This is a genomic window from Methanocella sp. MCL-LM (assembly GCF_049676595.1).
Classification (GTDB): Archaea; Halobacteriota; Methanocellia; order Methanocellales; family Methanocellaceae; genus Methanocella_A.
Genome location: NZ_CP187259.1, coordinates 383,511 through 403,498 on the forward strand (window position 1 = coordinate 383,511; position 19,988 = coordinate 403,498).

21 protein-coding genes are annotated in these 19,988 nt (G+C 57.0%); 9 read left to right on the forward strand and 12 right to left on the reverse strand.

What is annotated here, in order from left to right; genetic code table 11:
* Positions 1 to 66: 66 nt before the first annotated feature.
* The 3 genes from ACPLPM_RS01980 to npdG all read right to left on the reverse strand — a co-directional run bounded on the left by ACPLPM_RS01980 (position 67) and on the right by npdG (position 2,040).
* Complete coding sequence (locus tag ACPLPM_RS01980) at positions 67 to 522, reverse strand: MarR family winged helix-turn-helix transcriptional regulator (protein WP_424358559.1); 456 nt, start codon at positions 520 to 522, stop codon at positions 67 to 69.
* Between the two features lie 62 nt (positions 523 to 584).
* Entirely contained in the window at positions 585 to 1,220 is a 636-nt protein-coding gene (locus ACPLPM_RS01985) for an endonuclease III domain-containing protein (RefSeq protein ID WP_424358560.1), read from the reverse strand.
* A gap of 166 nt (positions 1,221 to 1,386) precedes the next feature.
* Entirely contained in the window at positions 1,387 to 2,040 is a 654-nt protein-coding gene (gene npdG / locus ACPLPM_RS01990) for an NADPH-dependent F420 reductase (protein ID WP_424358561.1), read from the reverse strand.
* 646 nt (positions 2,041 to 2,686) lie between these two features.
* Here npdG and ACPLPM_RS01995 point away from each other — a divergent pair.
* Together ACPLPM_RS01995 and ACPLPM_RS02000 are read left to right on the forward strand one after the other, a co-directional pair.
* Complete coding sequence (locus ACPLPM_RS01995) at positions 2,687 to 3,058, forward strand: hypothetical protein (RefSeq protein WP_424358562.1); 372 nt, start codon at positions 2,687 to 2,689, stop codon at positions 3,056 to 3,058.
* A gap of 97 nt (positions 3,059 to 3,155) precedes the next feature.
* Positions 3,156 to 4,928 (forward strand): ribosome biogenesis/translation initiation ATPase RLI, encoded by a 1,773-nt coding sequence (locus ACPLPM_RS02000; protein WP_424358563.1) that lies wholly within the window; start codon positions 3,156 to 3,158, stop codon positions 4,926 to 4,928.
* Here the strand turns inward: ACPLPM_RS02000 and ACPLPM_RS02005 are convergent.
* From ACPLPM_RS02005 to ACPLPM_RS02035, 7 genes are all read right to left on the reverse strand, one after another.
* Complete coding sequence (locus ACPLPM_RS02005; RefSeq protein ID WP_424358564.1) at positions 4,907 to 5,068, reverse strand: hypothetical protein; 162 nt, start codon at positions 5,066 to 5,068, stop codon at positions 4,907 to 4,909. The two genes, ACPLPM_RS02000 and ACPLPM_RS02005, sit on opposite strands and share 22 nt — an antisense overlap.
* A gap of 32 nt (positions 5,069 to 5,100) precedes the next feature.
* A complete protein-coding gene (locus ACPLPM_RS02010; protein ID WP_424358565.1) occupies positions 5,101 to 7,095 on the reverse strand; it encodes a hypothetical protein in 1,995 nt (664 codons plus the stop codon).
* Positions 7,096 to 7,235: 140 nt separating this feature from the next.
* Positions 7,236 to 7,490 (reverse strand): hypothetical protein, encoded by a 255-nt coding sequence (locus tag ACPLPM_RS02015; RefSeq protein WP_424358566.1) that lies wholly within the window; start codon positions 7,488 to 7,490, stop codon positions 7,236 to 7,238.
* Between the two features lie 87 nt (positions 7,491 to 7,577).
* Positions 7,578 to 8,249, reverse strand: a complete 672-nt coding sequence (locus ACPLPM_RS02020; protein ID WP_424358567.1) for a hypothetical protein — start codon at positions 8,247 to 8,249, stop codon at positions 7,578 to 7,580.
* A gap of 149 nt (positions 8,250 to 8,398) precedes the next feature.
* A complete protein-coding gene (gene xth / locus ACPLPM_RS02025; RefSeq protein ID WP_424358568.1) occupies positions 8,399 to 9,172 on the reverse strand; it encodes an exodeoxyribonuclease III in 774 nt (257 codons plus the stop codon).
* A gap of 317 nt (positions 9,173 to 9,489) precedes the next feature.
* On the reverse strand, positions 9,490 to 10,116 hold the full coding sequence (locus ACPLPM_RS02030; RefSeq protein WP_424358569.1) for a hypothetical protein: 627 nt from the start codon (positions 10,114 to 10,116) through the stop codon (positions 9,490 to 9,492).
* A gap of 270 nt (positions 10,117 to 10,386) precedes the next feature.
* The gene (locus ACPLPM_RS02035; protein WP_424358570.1) at positions 10,387 to 10,845 is read right to left on the reverse strand and encodes a methylated-DNA--[protein]-cysteine S-methyltransferase; all 459 of its coding nucleotides are present in this window, start codon (positions 10,843 to 10,845) and stop codon (positions 10,387 to 10,389) included.
* A gap of 65 nt (positions 10,846 to 10,910) precedes the next feature.
* Between ACPLPM_RS02035 and ACPLPM_RS02040 the strand changes: the two genes are divergently transcribed.
* From ACPLPM_RS02040 to ACPLPM_RS02060, 5 genes are all read left to right on the forward strand, one after another.
* A complete protein-coding gene (locus ACPLPM_RS02040) occupies positions 10,911 to 11,387 on the forward strand; it encodes an N-acetyltransferase family protein (protein WP_424358571.1) in 477 nt (158 codons plus the stop codon).
* Between the two features lie 78 nt (positions 11,388 to 11,465).
* On the forward strand, positions 11,466 to 12,335 hold the full coding sequence (locus ACPLPM_RS02045) for a hypothetical protein (protein ID WP_424358572.1): 870 nt from the start codon (positions 11,466 to 11,468) through the stop codon (positions 12,333 to 12,335).
* 158 nt (positions 12,336 to 12,493) lie between these two features.
* Complete coding sequence (locus tag ACPLPM_RS02050) at positions 12,494 to 13,312, forward strand: hypothetical protein (RefSeq protein WP_424358573.1); 819 nt, start codon at positions 12,494 to 12,496, stop codon at positions 13,310 to 13,312.
* A gap of 13 nt (positions 13,313 to 13,325) precedes the next feature.
* A complete protein-coding gene (locus ACPLPM_RS02055) occupies positions 13,326 to 13,742 on the forward strand; it encodes a flavodoxin family protein (RefSeq protein ID WP_424358574.1) in 417 nt (138 codons plus the stop codon).
* On the forward strand, positions 13,735 to 14,265 hold the full coding sequence (locus ACPLPM_RS02060; RefSeq protein WP_424358575.1) for a MarR family transcriptional regulator: 531 nt from the start codon (positions 13,735 to 13,737) through the stop codon (positions 14,263 to 14,265). The genes ACPLPM_RS02055 and ACPLPM_RS02060 overlap by 8 nt, the downstream gene beginning before the upstream one ends.
* Positions 14,266 to 14,283: 18 nt before the next feature.
* On the opposite strand, the gene ACPLPM_RS02065 is transcribed toward ACPLPM_RS02060, so the two are convergent.
* Positions 14,284 to 16,281 carry a PocR ligand-binding domain-containing protein gene (locus tag ACPLPM_RS02065; RefSeq protein WP_424358576.1) on the reverse strand — a complete coding sequence of 666 codons (1,998 nt, stop codon included), beginning with the start codon at positions 16,279 to 16,281 and terminating at the stop codon, positions 14,284 to 14,286.
* Between the two features lie 300 nt (positions 16,282 to 16,581).
* On the opposite strand from ACPLPM_RS02065, the gene ACPLPM_RS02070 reads away from it, so the two are divergent.
* Together ACPLPM_RS02070 and ACPLPM_RS02075 are read left to right on the forward strand one after the other, a co-directional pair.
* Positions 16,582 to 16,872 carry a DUF7123 family protein gene (locus ACPLPM_RS02070; RefSeq protein WP_424358577.1) on the forward strand — a complete coding sequence of 97 codons (291 nt, stop codon included), beginning with the start codon at positions 16,582 to 16,584 and terminating at the stop codon, positions 16,870 to 16,872.
* Between the two features lie 213 nt (positions 16,873 to 17,085).
* Positions 17,086 to 17,880 (forward strand): DUF4013 domain-containing protein, encoded by a 795-nt coding sequence (locus ACPLPM_RS02075; RefSeq protein ID WP_424358578.1) that lies wholly within the window; start codon positions 17,086 to 17,088, stop codon positions 17,878 to 17,880.
* Here ACPLPM_RS02075 and ACPLPM_RS02080 read toward each other — a convergent pair.
* Positions 17,877 to 19,988: a hypothetical protein gene (locus ACPLPM_RS02080; protein WP_424358579.1), complete on the reverse strand. Its 2,112-nt coding sequence runs from the start codon at positions 19,986 to 19,988 to the stop codon at positions 17,877 to 17,879. The two genes, ACPLPM_RS02075 and ACPLPM_RS02080, sit on opposite strands and share 4 nt — an antisense overlap.

A 19,988-nucleotide genomic window follows, 5' to 3' on the forward strand; every position in this document is an offset into this window, starting at 1 on the left:
ACGTACTATATGGTAAGAAAGTACAAGCTATTTATACTTTACTGATTAAAAATGACTACCTTGCCGTTAAAGATACTTACTCAAGATCTTTTTTAACTCGTTATTTTCGTTGTCTTCGGGGAAAAAACGCTCGTCCATCCGTACCATTTCCCTGACTGCCTTTTCCAGCAGGTCGTATCCTTTGTCGGTGGGGAGGATGTACTTCGCCCGCAGGTCGTTCTCGCTTACCGACCGGGTGATGTAGCCTTTCTTCTCCATAGACCTCATGACCTCGGAAACCGTGTTTTTATCCCTGCGGAGGAACTCGGCTATGTCTTTCTGGGTAACGGGGTTTCCACCTTTCATAAGCTTCACAAGACACGACAGAAGCTCTATCTGAGTACAGGTAGTGCCGAAACCGTCGAGGACCTTATCAACTTCCCGCTCCCATTTTTGGGCCACCAGCAGCAGGTAACCCCCGGGACTTTCCTCCAGCTTTTTTAAGTTTATTGACAGGGTATCCCGATCGACTTTTTCAACCATACAAGAATAGAATAACAGGAACTAAATGAAAAACATTTTGTCGTACGGCCAGCCGGAGGGCATCACTGCCGGCAAGATCTAGCTTGTATTATTTTTACAGCACAGTTCACGCAGGCCTTTTTATTACAGTACCTTTTCCCGTGCTCGACTATCAGGGCATGGTAGTGCTGATACGTCCAAACGTCCCGGGGCAGTCCATCCTCGAAGAGCTTATGGAGCTCTGCGTAATTACCCTGGATCCCCATGCACCCGCACAGCTTCTTCGTGTATGCGTCGATGACGAACGAGGGCTTGCCTGCCACGTAGAGCAGTATGACATCGGCTGTCTCGTTGCCGATGCCCCGGAGGCCGAGCAGCTCTTCACGCAGCTTCTGCTGGGGCTTGTCCGCCATACCCTCGATCGGGTTGGCCGTGAAGTACTCTGCCACAGCTTTCAGGCTCTTCGCCTTGTTGCGATAGAACCCTGTGGGTCGGACAATTTCTTCCAGCTCTTCCAGTGGCAGGGTGACGATCGCCTCCGGGGCCATGAGGTTTCGATTATTAAGTGCGGAGAGCACCCGGTCCACGTTCTCCCACCGGGTCTGCTGGACCAGGATGGCGCCGGCGATGCGCTCGAAGGGTGAGCCGGCGACCCACCATTCTGAGAGGGGGCCGAACTCGGCCGATAAAATATAGTATAGCGTTTTTAGGTCATTCATTTTTTATTACCCCGATCCTGGGCCGGGGCTTGCCGCGCAGAGCCTTAGCACTGAGCCGAAGGCTCTTTGGCTGCCCCAATGATTTGTTAGGCCGGGACATGCTCTTAGTCTTTCAGGCTCGCACCAGCCCAAGCCGCAGGCTTACCACAAAATCCGGGCCTTCGGCTCACACAAATTTCAGCGACAGCGGCTTCGTCTTGTTCTTTATAGCCAGGTTGATCAGCAGCGGTGTCAGCGATTCTACGAGCTTCGCCTCCTCCAGGCTCCCGCCGTCCAGCGCCCTGATGCCTCCCAGGTCTTCGGCCAGCTTCATGGCGACCAGCTTGGCCTCATCGTCGTCGGCGCAGACTATCAGGTCGAACCCGAGGGGATCCTTCAGGTCGGCGAGCCTCGGGGCCGGGAGCGTGTGGAAGGTGGAGACGATGCGGATGCCCTGGGGTAGTACAGCGCAGAGCTGCCGGGACGCGCTGCCCGGCTCCGGGGGCGTGTAGGCGCACAACTTGGACTTGGACATCGGGACGATGGGCGTGATCACGATCTTGCTGTCCAGCTCGTCGAAGACGCTCTCGATGGTAGGAATCATGAACTGGTACTTCACGGCCAGGACGACCACCTGGGCGTTCTTCGTCGCCTCGGGATTGGACATGCCCTTGATGGTGCCTCTGGCGCCGTACTCCGTAAGTACTTTGTTATAGTTCTCCGCGGCCTCCTTGGCTTTGGCCTCCTCGCGCGACCCTACGATCACATCGTGCTTCAGGGCCAGGCGCAGCGCCAGCCCTTCTCCGATGTCACCGGTTCCTCCCAGAATTGCGATCCTCATGATAATCACCTGTGGGCTTTGCTTCGAGCATGCAGGTATGACGCGTACGCTCTTCGAATGCCCTGACGTACATACTACTTTCTTGCGCAATTATAAAACGGTATCGTGCTGAACACGGCGTGAGTATTGTCTACGCTCACTTTTAATTCAACAGGGAAATGGTCGGAGTAGCGTTCTGCTACGTATAAAAAAATTGCAGGGCTGGGAGGTACCTGAGGTCAGAGAGAACACGTTCAAGCTGGGAGGTCAGAGAGGTCAGGAGGTCTGAGAGGAGGTTATGTGAGGTACCCGGAGGTTCGAGAGAATTAACTTAAGAAAATCCTCCCTGACCTTTCCACACTCCCCGACCTCCTCTCTGACCTCTGACCCTCTCTAACCTCCCAGCTTGAAAATCCTCCCCGGCCTCCCGGGAACTCCCTGACCTCCGGGTGTTTCCAGGGGATTTTTACCCGGCCAATTCCTTTTAGGGCTGGTTCGTTGAGTCTCCGATCTTCACAGCAAATTTATATACCATCATAGGAACTTCTCTCACAGACAGGCCGATACACAAATAATAAATATCATGCGCTGTTACCAGCCAGCAAAGTTAATACGCACCGCTGCGTTATTACACTCATTACAATCAATATCCTTCGGAGGACTAAATTTGGAGTACAAGACACCGACCCGGGAAGAGAAGGTCGCCGCCCACGTCCGGGGCATCAAAGTCGTGCTGCTGTCGTCCATCATGGGCGCGGTGGCCGGGTTCCTGTCGAGCCCGTATTTCCTGAGCCAGCCGATCTACGTGAACCACGAGCTGATCAACGCTCTGGCCCCTAACCACGCGTCCTTTGGCTTCCTGATTCTGGCTCTTGCTATCTATGCGCAGAAGTTCCTCTTCCCGCTGATAGGGGTCAAGTCTTCCGAGTTCGCTTTCAAGGACTGGTTCTTCATCTCGTTCATGACCTTCAGCTTCTGGTACGTGACGTGGACGATCATCCTTAATGGTCCAGCACCATTTTTCGGCCCGTTCTTCTAGCTTAGAGAGCCTTCGGCTCCGGCTTTACAAAAATTTTTAAGATAGGCTGCCCGTATGCATGCCATGATAAAAACAATGTGACCAAAGGTGCTTTAAAATGCGAATAGCCATCGTACAGAAGGACCGCTGCCAGCCCCGTAAGTGTGCCTCCGAGTGCATCAAGTACTGTCCCAAGGTGCGGAGCGGTGACGAGACCGTCATCATGGGCGAGGACGGCAAGCCTATCATCTCTGAAGAGCTTTGCGTCGGCTGCGGCATCTGCATCAAAAAATGCCCTAACCAGGCGATCATGATCATCGGCCTGCCCGATAAGCTGGCAGACCAGTTAACTCACCGCTACGGCCAGAACGGATTCTCTTTATATGGATTGCCCCAGCCGTCTCCGGGCAAGGTCAGCGGTATTCTGGGCCCTAACGGCGTGGGCAAGAGCACCGCGATTAAAATTTTGTCCGGCCAGATGATGCCCAACCTGGGCGGGAAGGACACCACCTGGGAGGACGTGTTCAAGTTCTATTCAGGCTCCGAGCTGCAGGATTACCTGCGCAACGTGGCCGGCAAAAAGGTGAAGACTTCGCAGAAGCCCCAGTACGTCGACCTCATCCCCAAAGCATTCAAGGGTAAGGTCAGCGATCTGCTGAAGAAGGCGGACGAGCGCGACATGCTCGGGCAGATCTCGGAGCAGCTCGGCCTTGCCGGCATCATCGACCGGCAGATCGGCGATCTCTCCGGCGGCGAGCTGCAGCGTGTCGCCATCGCGGCGTGCATCGTCCGGGACGCCGGCTTCTACTTCTTCGACGAGGTCACCCCGTACCTGGATATTTACCAGCGTATCCGCGTCGCCAAGCTCATCAAAAAGATGGGCGAGGAGCACAACGTCATGGTCGTCGAGCACGACCTCGCGATTCTGGACCTGCTGGCAGACGTGGTCCACGTGGGCTACGGCGAGCCGGGCGGCTACGGTGTCATCACCCACCCCAAGGGCGTGCGGGTCGGCATCAACGAGTACCTGAAAGGGTACCTGCCCGAGGAGAACATCCGCATCAGGCCGTACCCGATCGAGTTCGAGGTCAAGGCGCCCCGAGACCAGAAGGTCGTGGAGAACCTCATCGAGTTCGGCAACTTCAGCAAGACCCTCGGCACGTTCAGGCTGGACGTCAAGGGCGGCCAGCTCAGAAAGAGGGAGGTCGTCGGCGTGGTGGGCCAGAACGGCATCGGCAAGAGCACCTTCGCCAAGCTCCTTGCAGGCGAGATCGAGCCAGACCAGGGCAAGCTCGACTACAAGGTGAAGATCTCCTACAAGCCGCAGTACATCAAGGCCGACGAGGCGGAGATGAGCGTGCGGCTCTACCTGCGCAGCATTACCCCGCAGTTCGACTCCAGCTACTTCCGCTCCGAGATCGTCACCCCGCTGGCGCTGGAAAGGCTCATGGACTGCAACCTCAACGACCTGTCCGGCGGCGAATTGCAGCGCGTAGCAATAGCGGCCTGCCTCGGCCGGGACGCGCAGATCTTCATCCTCGACGAGCCGTCCGCTCACCTCGACGTAGAGCAGCGCACCCTGGCCACGAAGGTCATCAAGCGGTTCGCGGAGAACAACGACGTCACCGTCTGCGTGATCGACCACGACATCTACATGATCGATCTATTGTCGGACCGGCTCCTCGTGTTCGACGGAGAGCCCGGAGTCCACGGCGAAGTCCACGGACCGTTCGACATGCGGGATGGCATGAACAGGTTCCTGTCCAGCCTGGACGTGACCTTCAGAAGGGATGAGGAGACTCACCGGCCTCGTGTGAACAAGCCCGACTCGAATCTGGACCGGGAGCAGAAAAAGCTGGGCGAGTACTACTATCTGCCGCAGGCGGAGTAGTATTCTCGCGTTTTTCTTTTAAGCAGCTCCTGCGGAGCTGGCAGTTCGGCATTATCGGTCACTGCCGGATCGATATCCAGCAAAATTCTGACGGAGTCTGCCGTAGGTATGTTGAAATCGATGTGGCAGTATTTCATCATCGACGCCTCCAAACTACGCCTTTTAAAATCTTTCAGCCCCACTCCATCAGCTCGTAGATTATCGGCCCCGTGATCTTTGCTGGGGGGCGTCCGAAGTAAAAGTCGGGTTGCTCATAGCTGACGATGATCTTGGGAGGTAGCGGCAGTGAGGCGTTCCACCATACTCTAAAGTTATCGTTGTCCACTTTCACGTCGTACCCGGTACAGTTGTACAGGTCGCCCTTGTACCGGATGTTTTCGTAGCCAGCGAACTGCATCTTTCTATCCGTATCTGAGTCGAACCTCGTCGAGATGTCCCTTTTCTTTTCCCAGGCCGCATGCTCCGAATCAAGGCCCAGCGACCTAAATGTCCCAGGCATATCCGTGCGCCCGCCCCAGACGGAGCCGCCGGCAAAAGCGCCTGACCCATCTTCGTAAATGACTGCCTGGGAAACGGTATCTTCGCCTACCCGGATCTGCTCAATGGCGATCATGTTCTCCCGCACTTCGAGCATCGTGCCGTTACGGAACTCCGCCCCGAAGGAGTTAAAGCCGTACTCCACTTTCAGCTTCTGGTGTCTCACCGTGTCGTTCATCGGGACGGTTACCGCATACTGGTGCCATGAGACATTGTCCATGTCGAACAGCATGGAAGGCCCTGGCTTCGATGTTGGCGAAATGACCATTGCCGGTGACGGGGTCGGAGTCAGAATGCCGGATCTTTGCTCCTTATCCCATCCAGTCAGCCTGTATGTACCAGCAAAGCTCGTTCTGTTATACTTGACAGTCACCTTCAGGGGCAGAGGCATCGATGCGTTGTACCAGATCGCATACTCTGCCTTCTCTGTTTGCGTGTGATACCTGTCGCAAACGTACTGATGGCCTGCATATTCAACCGTTTCAGTGCCGGCGTGCTCCAGGCCTTTCTCATCCTCAGCGTTGAACAGGGCTAAAACATCGTAGTAGCCTGCCATGTCTTCATAGTAGTTTCCCGGGTAGACGCCCGGGCCAATGAGGGTGTTGACGACCGGTCTTCCGAAGTTGTAGGTGGTTTTGTTCCCGAAGAGGATCCTGCCGTCGGCTTTCCTCTCGTAAAGCTCCATGCTTTCCCCGTAGTCCCCGTTCAGCTGCAGGCTGCTGATATTCGTGTACCTGGCCGGTATGCCCTCATATGTGGCATCCCTGTGCTCAATTCTCATCGCCATGCTCCCGGGCCCGCCCTCTCCAAAGAGGTAACTGTACCAGGTCAGGTTAGCTATATTGAATAGCTTTGACGGGCCGGGCTTTTCCTTGATACTCGGGATACCGGTGCCTGCGCTGGTCGTATCCTTCCACCCGGCCAGTACGTAGGCCCGCAGCACTGTCTCTTCGGGGCTTGCAGGATGGGCGACAATCCTGGCAGGCCCGGGCAGAGATGCGTTGATCCAGATGGTGTATACGGTGTTGTCGTACGTCCTGTTGTATAGCGTACATTGATAGGGCTCGCCTTCGAACAGGATGGTCTCGCAGCCCACAAATACGGGAGCTCCCGCCTTTCCGGAGCTGAGCCGGGCGGGGACGTCCAGGTAGCCCAGGGTCGAGGCGTAGTCTGCCCCCGGAGGTACGAGGCTGGTGTGAGGCACGCCCATGTTTACGCTGGTGTAGTTGCCGGACAGAATCTTCCCGCTCGACGAGTCTACTAAAATGTCGTAAGAATGCGTGTCCCCATACCTAGGGGTTATCTTGATCAGTTTGTGCATGAACTGCAAGCCATCAATAGTCTTGTTTTCGCTACCAACCCTCACCCTCAGGTTTTCGACGTAGTTCTGGCCGCTCGAAAGGTACTGCTCGGCTACATCGTACTCAAACCAGGGGGCCTCTTCAGCCTCGAACGCCTCGGGCAGGGGTATGCCGGGCACGGCAGTAACGTCGATGCTGATAGTAACAGTGCTATTATTGCTCGTATTATCGTTCGTGCTGTTGCTCATTACGCCCTGTTCCGCGCAGCCGGAAACCAGTGCCGAGAGAATCATCAAGCCGACGATCGCCGCCAGGTAGCCTGTTTTCACCCTGAGTACACCACCAATTACTATACAATTTATTCGATAGTAATTGTTGTATATAGTATTATAGTTTCACTTACCAGTAAACTAAGTTGTTTATATTATACTCCGGCAGGAAGTCGATAAAAACGAGGCAGGGCAGTTGTTTAGCCCCAGTCCCACAACTGGTACAGCAGCGAGTTCCCCTGCATGTCGTTGTACTTGATCTGGACAGCCATCGGCTTGTCCTCAACAGTGGCCGGCCAGATCGACGTGCCGCCGTACACGCTGTTGACCGAGTATTTCTTACAGATGTGAGTCTTGCCGTTGATCGTCAGGGTGTCCGGCACTGCGTTGGACAGATCGTAGTCATAGCTGGCCCAGATGGCGCCGACGTCGTAGGCGTCGAAGGCCTGTGCCATGTGGGGTGGTACATAATTTTTCCGACTGCTGCCTGCTGCAGGCGATAGTCATAGTCGGGTTTTTAAAAAAAGGAAAGGTTGGAGCGTTTAGCTCCAGCTAACAAGTTCTGTGGTTATGGTGCTACCTTCGCTCGTACCCTCGTACTTCACCGGGAGCGGTGCCTGGGGAGAAGCCCAGAACGTGGTGGTCTGGCCATCCTCGGTGACCGTGTACTTGGTGCAGGTGAACGTGCCCGCAGGTACGGTGATGGTCTCGACGCCCACGTTGACCAGGGATGCGTCCGACGTCATGTAGTCTGCTCCGCTGCTGCTGTCATCAGAATCCTCTGCCTCGGGGTCGAGGTAGAAGTCCATCGAGTTGGTCTGGGAGCCCATGCCCGGGATGTCCATGGTCGTGGTGACCTTCATGTGATCCTTGGTCTTTCCGTCCTTGGGGTCGACGCCCTGGCCGAGCATCTCCGTCTTCATGTTCATGACCATGCTCTCGCCTTCGACGCTCGTGGTCATCCTGTACTCAAAAGAGTGGAGCTGGCCGAGGCTGTACAGCGAGCCCAGCGTGTCGCTGACGCTGGTGCCCGGGGTGGTCGTGGGCTCGGTGACCGGTGCGTCGGTCGCGCCCGGCTCGGTGGTGCCCGGGGTGGCCGTAGGTACCGGAGTAGCCTGGCCGCCGTTGTTGTTGCCGCCCAGAACAGTGCATCCTGAAACCGATAGTGCTGCCACTACCAGCAATACTAATAAGATACTGACGTATTTTTTCATGTCATACCCTCCTATTTCCCGGCCCTAAAAGCTGGACAACTCAAGCCCACCCGTAGTGCCCGGAATATATTGATACTATTCACTATGCCTCAAACAATAAATAATTAATGACAGCAGAGATAAGCGTTCAAGCCCCAGATCGTTGCCCGTCAGGCATCAATTCTAATACCGATCGGACAGTGGTCGGAGCCCATGATCTCAGGCATGATGTACGCTCTTTTCAGCTGCCCTTTCAAGTTGTCAGAAACAAAAAAGTAGTCGATCCGCCACCCGACGTTGCGCTCCCGGGCTTTCGTGATCACGTCCCAGAACGTGTACTGGCCCGGCTGATCGTTGAACAGCCGGAACGTATCGACGTACCCGTGGGCAAAAAACTTGTCCATCCACGCCCTCTCCACCGGGAGGAAGCCCGAAATTTTAGAGTTCTCCCGGGGCCTGGCGATGTCGATCTCCCTGTGCGCCGTATTCACGTCCCCGCACACCACGATCTTCCTGCCCCGGGCCTTCAGCCGGTCGACGTACTCCAGAAACGCGTCGTAGAACCGCATCTTGTAGTCGAGCCGCTCCGGGCTGGCCTTACCGTTGGGGAAGTAGATGTTCAGCAGCACGAAACTCCCGTAGTCCGCAACTAAAACCCGCCCCTCCCGGTCGAACTCCTCGATGCCGAAGCCCGCAGACACCGAGAGAGGCTTCACCTTCGACAGTATCGCAACACCGCTGTACCCTTTCTTCTCCCCCGAGGCGAAGTATACGTGGTAGCCCCAGGCCGTCCGTATCTCCGGCGGCAGCTGATCCTCGGAAGCCTTGGTTTCCTGTAAACAAAGAATGTCCGGGTTCTTCTCCTGCAGGAAGTCGATGAAGCCTTTCTTCAATATTGCTCTTAGGCCGTTCACGTTCCAGGAGAGGATTTCCAGCTCGGTCATGACAAGAGAGTAGGCTTATTATGTGAAAAAGGTTGCTTATGCGCCGGTGAACGTACACGATCGCTGCGCTGTGCTTGATACTGATTCCTCGGATGGTATCAAAAGTGTTATCTCTGCGACCGTGAACGTACACGATCGCTGCGCTGTGCCAGATCACAGATTACGCAGAATCATCAGATTCTGCGTAATCTGTGATCTGGCACAGCGCAGCGATCGTATTGCTGTCTCACGTCGTCCGTGCAATCTGGTATGCACAGCGCAGCGTTCGTCATGCTGTCTCACCCCACTTAAGCTGCAGGAGCAGACATAGCGTGCTCCTATGCCGGAGGCAGCGGCGGTCCCTGTTTGTAGTCGGTAAGCATCATAGTGATGTTGAAGTCCCTGGTCGACATCAGGATCTTGGCGGGCACGGGCACTGCGGGGTGGACCCAGTAGGCCACGGTGAAGCCCTGGTTATCCGTCGCCGCGTACACTGTGAGGTTCGCCATGGTGCCGTCGGGGCCTCTGGCGTTGACAGTGCGGATCGGCTGGAAGGGCACGAAGTAGTAGTTCAGCCCGGTGTCGGGGAGCGTGAGGATTTGCAGGGGGGAGACGTCGTGGTCCTGGTAGTAGTCGCCGATGCTGCCGTTCGCGTGCATGCGCTCCACCTGGTACGTGGTCTGGTTCCACCAGATATCGTAGACGATGTCCATGCCATTGCCTACGGTGTACACGACCATGTGCCTCGGGCTTCCGTCATAATTAAACACGCTCATGTTCCACCCGGAGGCCGTGTCGTTAGCAGTCATGTTGACCGCGTAGGTCCACTGGCTGGCATTGCCTAAATCGTACAGTTTCTTGCCCGGGGTGGAGTTCGCGTAGGGCGAAGCCGGCACGCCGCTCACGCACCCGGACGCGAGCATGACCAGCAGTAAGAGAATCAGGATAGCATGTTCACGCTTCACAGGCGGACACCAGAGCAATATATAAAAAACCAACTATAAAACGTTAACAGGCGGTTATAACGGGTTATCTGAGCGTGATAGTGGTAGAAGAATCTTACGCCGTCCTGTGCCGGCCACCATTTCTAGTATTCTCGCAAGATGTTGTCTCTGTAACAATCTGTGATCTGTATACAAGGGACTGCTTCCAGTCGGTCACAGCGCAGCGTTCGTGTTGCTGTCTCACGCCACACGAGCTACCAGAAACGCCAGCGCAGCCTTCACGTCAAATGGTTAAAAATTAGCGCCCTCCAGGCGCAGCAGCTTCCTTTTGACTTCCAGCCCGCCGGTAAAGCCGCCCAGCCCGTTCGTTGCGATTACCCTGTGGCAGGGCACCAGCACCGGTACCGGGTTCCTGGCCATGACGTTGCCTACTGCCCGGGCGCCACCAGGGCATCCGGCGGCCGATGCGAGCTCGCCGTAGGTCATGGTTTCGCCCGCGGGCACCCGGCGCAGTGCCTCCATAATTTTGACCCGGAAGGGCGTCAGCCCGGAGCGATCGAAGTCGAACTTGAGGAGGCCGGAGTCTGAGCCGGTGGCGAAGTAGTCCTCGAGCGCCCGTATGATCGGCGTTCTCGTCTGCCTTAGCGCCGGCTTCTCCCGGGTCATCGCAAGCGTTTTTATCGTGTTGCCGTCCGTCTCCACGACTATGTACAAGCCTATGGGCTCCGCATACATCCAGTCCGCTGCCATACCAATCCTACGATAAAGTTAATATGAGGTAATGTATACTTTGTCGTTCCGGAGACGCCGTAAAAATGCTCGTCAGAAATGTGTTCGAGAGTGATTTTCTCGGGATAGTGGATAAGTCGAAAGAATGGGGAGACCTCGTCATCGAGAGGGAGGCCATATACCATGTCATGTGCGTGCACTTCCGCGGCACCTGCTTCGTGGCCGAGGACCAGGGTAAGATGATAGGCTACCTGCTGGGCTTCAGGTCTCAGGCGTCGCCCGACCAGGCTTACATGCACCTGATGCAGGTCGACCCCTCCTACCGGGGGCTCGGAGTAGGCCAGCGGCTCTTCAGCCAGTTCCAGCAGGCGGCCATCGCGATGGGCTGCAAGAAGGTCACCGCCGTCTCGAGGCCCCAGAACAAGGCGGGCATGGCCTTTTACAAAAGCATGGGCCTAAAGCAGGAAGCATCGGGCAACCTGATTGAGGTAGAGGGAGTCCCGGCTACCAAAGACTACAACGGGCCTGGTAAACACATGGTCCTGTGGAGCAAAGAAATATAAGGTATAATTTATCTAACCTTTTCTAGATAAGCCGGCGATGTGCCAGCTTATTCTTTGCGTCTCGCAGGTGTGGGGGTTATGGGTCGCTCTAAGAGGGCCGGGAAAGTAAAGTCGGGTATTGCTGCTTCTGTTGATGTAGTCGGGGAGGCCGCGAGCATAGAGTCTACTGTCCGGCTGGCGGAGCGGATCGCCCTGGAGACCGGCATCGATGCAGCGGACTGGCCGACGAAGAAAGCGCTTTTAAAAAACATCCGCGCTGCGGACGGGCAGGGAACCCCGGAAGAGAAACCTGTAGCACCATGGGAAGCTGTCGATGATCTCGCCGCAGAGGCGGCGAGCATAGAAGCCTCCGTCAGGCTGGCGGAGCAGATCGCCAGAGAAACCGGCTTCGAGGAAGGCTGGTCGCCAAAGAAATCATTTTTGGGTATCCCCGAGACACCCGAGAGCCAGATCTGGCCGAGGCTGAAAGGCCGGACCGGCAGGGAACTGCGGCGGGAAGCCAAGTACCAGATGTACTATGTCTACGAGCACTACCCGGACGAGATCAAGAGCCTGGCCTTACAGGTCATCGCCAGGGGCTGCCCGGAGCTGGACGAAAAAGGCGCGAGGAACTTCGTGAACAAGATCTGGGCTGACGAGAGGCTCCAGGAAAATCTCCAGGGAGCCCTGAACGCTACCTACTACCGGGAGCTGTTCGACGCCGAAGAGAAGCTCATCCGCAAACGATCGATCCCCGAGATCTACCTCGACGGGGAAAACCCGCAGATCATCTTCGGCAGGATGAGGCTGATGCTGTTCAAAAACATGGATGCGCCGAACCGGATCTACCTGGTCAAAACCCGGAAAGGCTATAACAAGCCTCTGCCAAAGCAGCTGTACGAGCTGTTCGAGGCCGAGAAATCGAAGGCTGCAAGGCGGATGAGAAACAGGCAGCGGTTCTACCGATAAAAAATCAACGCCAGTTCCCCTATCTTTTCCTTGATCATAACTATCAGCATCTGCAAACGCCGGCCATACAGGTAATATGTTACCTGATAGAAAAGCTTAAATATGAACAGGTAACATGTTACCAGTGCAGGTAATATGTTACCTGTAGATGATTTAATATGGACAGCAAACTCATCCTCATCGCATCGGCCCTGATCGCCCTGCTCGCGGTCTTTTCGGCAGGCTCGGGCCTGTTCCTCCCGGACACGTACAAGAACGACACCATCTCGGGCGCCGCCCAGCAAGTAGGCAACGACTTAGTCGTGCTGGTGCTCTGCGTGCCTCTCCTGCTTGTCTCGGCGTACTACGCAGCAAAGGGCTCGCTCCGCGGCCGGCTAATCTGGACGGGCACCGTGTTCTTCTTCCTCTATACCTACGCGTCCCAGTCGTTCCTGACTGCCTACAACCACATGTTCCTGGTCTACGTGGCAGCGTTCTCGATATCGCTCTACACGTTCGCAGCCAGCATCCTCACCCTCGACGTGCGCAGGGTCAAGGAGAGCCTCCCTCACGCGCCGGTTAAGATGACCGCGGCGTTCATGTTCTTCATCAGCGCCATCCTGGCCCTGATGTGGCTGGGCGGCATCATCCTCCCTTCGCTCCTGACCGGCGAGCGGCCCCCCGCCCTGGAAACGTACACCACGCTGGTCATCCAGGCGCTGGACCTCGGCGTCGTCATACCTATGACGCTGCTTACCGGAGTACTGCTGCTGAAGAGAGACGCATGGGGCTATACCCTGGCATCGCTCGTCCTCATCAAAGTGCTGACTCTGGGCACGGGCATTCTCTCCATGGTCCTGTTCATGGCCCTGAGGGGCGTTGAAATCGTCATACCCCAGGTCATCATCTTCGCCCTGCTGGTAGTGTGCGCCCTGGCGCTCGCCGTGGCCTTCTACGGCAAGATGAAGCCTGCTGCCGCAGGCCGGTCAAAAGCATAACGGGGGAAACAGCATGAGCCACGTACTCTACTATTCCCTGACCGGGAACACCAAAAAGCTGGCAGCGGCCATCGCACAAGAGTTCGGCGTCGCACCTACGCCCGTCAAGTCTCTGGCCGCTGTCCCGGGGGAGGGGCTCCTGTTCATCGGATCAGGCAGTTACGGAGACAGGCCGGGGGAAGAGATAATGAAGTTCATCGCAAACCATAGTTTCTCTGGCCGAAAGGTCGCCCTGTTCGGCACCTCCGGGAGCGGGCAGGGGAAAGAGGTGCAGGGGATGGCGGAGGCTTTAAAGCAGAAAGGAGCGATAGTCATAGGTAGTTATCACTGCAAGGGGCGAGCGTTCGCTGTAGTCAACATCGGCCGCCCCGGCAGGGATGATCTAACAGCCGTCAGGCTGTTCGCGCGGGAGATGGCAAAGCTTGGCTGATGCATCAGAGGTAAAGGACGCTTTCGCCTCCAGCCGCATCGACATGGCGAGGTACACCCTGATCATGGTGTTCCTCATCGAGCAGCGGTGGAGGTACTACATAGAAAAGGAGCTGGAGCCGGACGGCATCACGGCCAAGCAGTGGCTCATGCTCATCGTCATCGGCGCCGGGTTCAGGCACGCTCCGTCGATCCAGGAGGTGGCGGACGCGATGAGCACCACTCACCAGAACGTCAAGCAGGTCGCCGCCGCCATGGAGCGGCAGGGCTTCATGACGCTGGAGCGGGACCCGGAAAACCGCCGCATAATCCGCCTCAAGGTCACCCCCAAATGTCACGACCTGTTCCGCACCCGGGACGAGCACGATAAAAAGGCCATGCTGAGCATGTTCGAGAACCTCACCGACGAGGAGATGGGGGCGCTGTTCAACATCGTCGCGAAGCTGGAGGCCCGGGCCAGCCAGCTCTACGGTAGCGCAAAGGCTAACCGGCTCGAGAACGGAAAAGGGGCCGGCTCCGAATAAGGCGGGGTCTGGCTCACTCTATTTTTTTTCAATCAGCGCCTTCGCCAGCCGGGCGTTACTGTAGCTCTGCATGGCAATCATCCGGGCGAACTTCATGTAGAAGCCTATGGTTTTCAGGACCTTGTCCCTGCCTACCCGGGGGACCCTGTCCAGCGCTGCCAGGTACTCCTCTTTATCAAACCCGTACTTCTCCGCCTGCCTCTCGAAAAACGCGCGGTCGATCTCCTCGTCGTCGTAGAAGAACTGGCCGGAGTTTAAGTTTGCCATATGCTTACCGCAGATGATGATGGGCGTCCTCAGGTCCCACAAGCCATTCTTACACCTGTGCACGGCATACTCTCCCTCGGCCAGAGGTTTCCCGGCCAGGCACAGATCGCTCTCTATGCAGTTCCTGGAGGCCTCCGGGTGGCACCGGTGGAACTTAGCGCAGATGTCCTGCCAGCCTTTTCCCGCCAGGATTTTTCCATCCAGCCCCAGAATCCAGATCCCTATCCCGGTAGCATCGTACAGGGAGTCTATACTCTCCTGCAGCGCCGGCAAATCCAGGACCTCCTCCAGCGTCTTCTCACATATATCGCCTTCGGGGGCGAGCAGGGCGTTCAGCCGCAGCTTCAGGTACTCTTCCCGGTCCTTCAGCGCGTCCTCCATCCGCTTGCGCTCGGTGATATCGTGGACCATTCCCACGGACCTGACGATGCGGCCGGAAGCATCCCGGTAGTGCTCGCACTTTTCGTGGACGAACCGGACTTCTCCGGTCGACTTCCTCACTATCCGGTGGACGATCTCGTAGGTGTCCCTGCCCTCGCTTATCGAGACTGTGTACGCGGCGTCCACCGCCTTCCTGTCGTCCGGGTGGACCACCTCCAGAAAGTCTGCGTAAGTGGCTTTGAACTGCCGGGGCTGCAGGCCGAAGATCCGGAACACTTCGTCCGACCAGGTCAGGGTGCCGTTCACCAGATCGAGCTCCCAGCTGCCCAGGTGGGCGATCTCCTGGGCTTTCTGCAGCCTTCTCTCGTTCTCCCGGAGCGCCTCTTCGGCCAGCTTGCGGTCCGTGATATCGTAATATGTGCAGATCAGCTTGTCGACCCGGCCGTCGTGAGTCTTCTGCGGCTCCGCGTTGACAAGGGCCCAGGTGATCCTGGTGTCTGTCCGGCGGCGGAAGCCTACTAGCATGTTTTTGACAGGGCTGCCGGTCCGGAAGGCTTTGATCGAGGGGCGTTCTTCGACCGGCAGCGGGTTGCCGTCCTTGTCGAACGATTCGATGGAGCTCCACTCCGGGCTGTCGATGTTCAGGCTCTGCATGTCCTGGTCTGTAAACCCGAAGATCTGGAGGTACGCCGGGTTATAGATCGAAAACCTGCCGTCCGCCTCCACGAGCACGACTCCCGACCGCAAGTTCTGGAGGAGAGACCTGAACTGCTGATCGCTCTCCTTCAGCCTGGCCAGAATCGTCTCTCTCTCCTGTTCCGCTCTCCTCTGCCCCGTCACATCTTCGAGGATGACAGTGGCACCTGGCTGCCCGTCGTCGAACACCACCGGCAGGAGCTTCACGTCGAAGAACTGCTCTCTACCTCTCTTCTTATAGACTGCCTCTATCCGGGACTCTTTGCCCAGGATGGCATCGGCGATGTAAGGGATGATAGAAGGCTGGAATTCGAGGGGGAAGTATTCGGAGCCTATGACTTTATTTAAAATCTCCTCTCTTGCCGCGTTCATCCTCGACAGGAAGGCGTCGTTCGCGTTGATGATTCTCAGGTCCCTGTCGAGCAGCAGGATCATGTCAGACGAGATGCTGAGCATGGCCGACAGCGGCAGCCGCTGGGACAGATAGTATACTTTTGCAGGGCCGAAGGTCCTCATCTCGACCTGCCCCGAGATCACCAGCATCTCCAGGTACTTGGTCACCGACTGCCGGTGCATGTCGATCGCCGCGGCGATCTCGATCACGTTCATGCCCCTGGGATTTTTCTTCAGGGCCTCCCTGATTAGGGCGAACTCTTCCCGGTCGGTTGCCATATTATCGATCTTTTTGCGTAATCGGTGATAAACTCTTCGGTGTTAAGTAACGTACACAAGTTTTGTTGATAACTTATGTCGAACACAGAGCGTAACTTTTATATAGTATTGTTTAGTAAGCTCTTATTACGCGCTGTCGGAGTAATAAGCACTTATTACGCGCTGTCGGAGTAATAAGCACTTATTACGCGCTGTCGGAAAAAGTCGAAAAACTGGGGCTGGCGAAACATCCGGGTAAGGCACATGGCCCGGAGCCCTATCACCCGCCTTATGGCTCAACCGAGAGGATGTAATCAGACCATGTTTGACAAAATACCGCTAAAGGAATCGTATAACCGAAGCCAGGAAGCGATTCTCGAATACCTTAAAAACGGCCTCAAGGACGGCAAGTGCTACTTCAAGTCCAAGTACATCGCCCGGGACCTGGGCATGACCTCCAAAGAAGTGGGCACCAACATGAAGATGCTGTCCGACGACTGCACCGACCTGCGGATCGAAAAGTGGAGCTACTCCAAGAGCACCACCTGGCGGGTGGAGTCCCGGCCCGGGACCTCGGCGTACCGCAACGCGCCGGCCAACGTCCGGGCCTGATCAGACTCACCACCTGGTAAATGACATTTACCTCCCAACGCAATCCCATAGCCAATAACGCTTGCTGAGAAACAAGCTCTATCCAATCCGACCTCCTATGCCAGAGGCCGCCTGCCACTGCTTGCAGGCGGCCTGCGGCAGGGGAACCTGCTTTTACGCAAAATTCTGTCAGCCCGGAAAGATTTTTAGCATCCGGCGTCGATTGGTTATCCCATGAGTAAAAACAGCCCGATCAGAGAAGTGGCAGCCAGAATCGTAGACGATACCTGCGGCTCGCTGGCTTACTGCGTTTCAGGCTGGCTGCAGCTGTTTATCGGCGGACTGTTCGTGGTCCTGTGCTACGTAGCAGCCGGCATACCGCTACTGCTGGGCTATATGCACGAGTGCCTCACCTCAGTTATGGCAGGAAACGAGCGTCTGCCTGAGCTCCGGGGGATCCGGGCGATGTTCGGGAACGGCCTTCGTGTTCTGGCTATCGGGCTCGTCTACGGGGCGCTGATCATACTCCCGTTCGCGGCACTGCTCCTCGCGGAAATCTTCACCCTTCCCGGGATGGCGATCACCAGGCCCCCCGGGGCCGGCGATTTCATGGGGTACAACGTTCGCTACTCCGGCTTTTCCTCGACCGCCGTGATCATCACTGTGACCAGTATGGCGATGACCTTCACTTTCATGACGCTCTTCAGCAACGCGTGGCTCCGGTACGCGATCTACGGCAGCCTTCGGTCGGCCCTGAACCCCGTGAAGACGCTCAGGTGGACCGTAGCGAACCCGGAGCTGCTGCTGAGCAAGATGTTCTCATTCGGCATCATCGGCCTCATCTTCGCCATCCCCGGGCTGCTGATCGCCGCCGTGCCCGGCATCGACCGGACTTACTCTCTGCCCTTCATACTGTTCACGGCAATATCCCCCTGGCTCTTCTTCGCCGGGCTGGCCTCGAACACTTTCCTCCGGGGCAGGCAGATCCGCTACCTGCGGAAAGACGGGAAACTAAAAAGCGCGGATTAGCTCTTCTCCCGCTTTTCCACATCCGGGACCGGCGACAGTGCCTGATACGCCTGGGCCGCCCTTACCTGTGCCCTGGTGTAAGCTCTCAGTGCCCTGGACAGCCTGTACACCGGGGAGTCTCCGCTTTCCGTTTCCCGGCACAAGCGCTCTCCAGCCTCGAACTCCCGCTCCGCGAGGCTTACCAGCTCGTGAAGCGGCTGATATGCAGGAGACGTTTTCTCGATGCGTCCGACGGCTTCCTTCGCTGCCCTGATGAATTCTGCCGCCCTGCCCCTCGAATACGCGACGACCTCCCCGGGCGTCGAAGCCAGCTTTATTTCCCAGAACGCGTTGGTCTCCCGGAAAATCGGGATGGCTGCGCTTGGCATCATGGGGGCAAGGCCTCTTGTTGCAGGGCCCGTGCACATGCAGTAGAGGCCTTCGCCCGGCTTTGCAACTACGGTCATAGCATTGGAGGCGTGGCCAGTGGAGATCTCGCCCCACGTGCCTTCCTGCTCGTACGCTTTCACGATCTTTTCCCACTGCCCCTCCGGGATGGTGCCCCCGTTCCTGAAGACCGTCTTCATGTACTCCAGGTCTATCCTGCCGAACCCCTCGGTCATCATGCGGTAGAAGTACCTGTTCCTGCTGCAGCTGTTCGTATATGTGAACATCATCGCCTTTCTCAGCGTATCGCTGGCGCTGAACCGGCCGCTGAACCAGGCTAACAAGAAGCCTATGGACTTAGTCATCCCCGTGGGCTTTTTTGGCCTCCACCCGCCGTGCTCGTCCCAGAGCCAATCGTCCCTGTGTTCCCTCATCCACTCCGACTCAATCGCTGCGGGATGGGCTGCGCTGTTGTTGGCGTAGATGAAGTCTGTTTCGCCGAGCATGCCCGCTTCCCTTATGGCTGCAGGATCTTTCCTCCCCTCGATCACGTACCCGTAGGTGTCGTCCGCGTAAAACCCTCCGACCGTGGCGTAGTCTCCCAGGCCGACGTCCCCGATCGGCCAGGCTTCCTCCATCGACCGGGCTTCTCTGGCGCCGTCGCAAAACCGGAGGATATGCATGACCGATGCTGCCCTTCTTATGCCGTACCCCCAGTGTTTTCTCGAGTCGAGGTACTTCGGGCCTCCGCCGTGGTGCACGTAGGCCAGGCCCTTACTGTTGATCGCCGGGTGCCCGAAGAAGTACAGGTCTCCTAGCCCGGCAATATCTCCCGTAGCGCCGAACGGGGAATAGATGAAGCTGTTCCCCTGGTCCGGAAAGGCGACAATCGTGATCTGGTAGCTCAGGTCGTGGTCGCCCGTAGAGCCGGTGACCAGCTTACCGTCTCTCGTCGCCCTGCCCCAGGCCGCGACCCCTGAACAGGCCAGGCGAGGGAGCTCCGGCAGGCCTCCTGTGTCCAGGTAATCTGCTGCCGGACGCTTATGCCCCACCCACAGGTCGAGGACCTCGTCGTACGACATGCCGATTCCCAGTGCACTGGCACCGTCAGCCCATCCCCTGCAGAAATCTGCCAGCCAGGGTGTATGTTCAGCGTGCTGCTTCTCCCAGGTCCGCAGCTCCTCTATCTCCTGCTCCTCCTGCGCTTTGCCGGCGTGCCTCTCCAGGATCCATTTTCCGAAGACCTGGACCAGCTGCTGCGCATACTGGTAACCCATCTCATAATCCGAGCCCTGCAGAATGACCACCGGGGTGATTTCCGGGACCATCGGGACGCCGTCGGCAAACTTTATCTCTGTCCCTCCGGCCTCTACCAGGGATTCTTTGAACTGCACCGGCGTTGCCCTGCCCTCTTTCAGGCGCCAGGACAGCTCACCTGCGATCCTGTCCGCGTTTTTAAAACCTTCGAAAGCCCTCTGCCAGTCATCCTTCCGGCGGGTCCGGGACGCGAGCGTCGCATACCATTTGCCCTTGTAGTACTCGATCATGGCCTGGTCGTATTCCCTGACTCTCTGCACGTACGCCGGGTCCTCGTAGCTCATTTTACCGATCGCCATGTTGGTGAGATACAGCCTGGCCCGGGTCCGGTCCCTGGTCCTGACGGCCCTGAAAACGTTCATGTTCTTGACGGCATATCTGACGAACTCTAAGATGCCGGGCTTATACTGGCTGTCGCTGCTCAT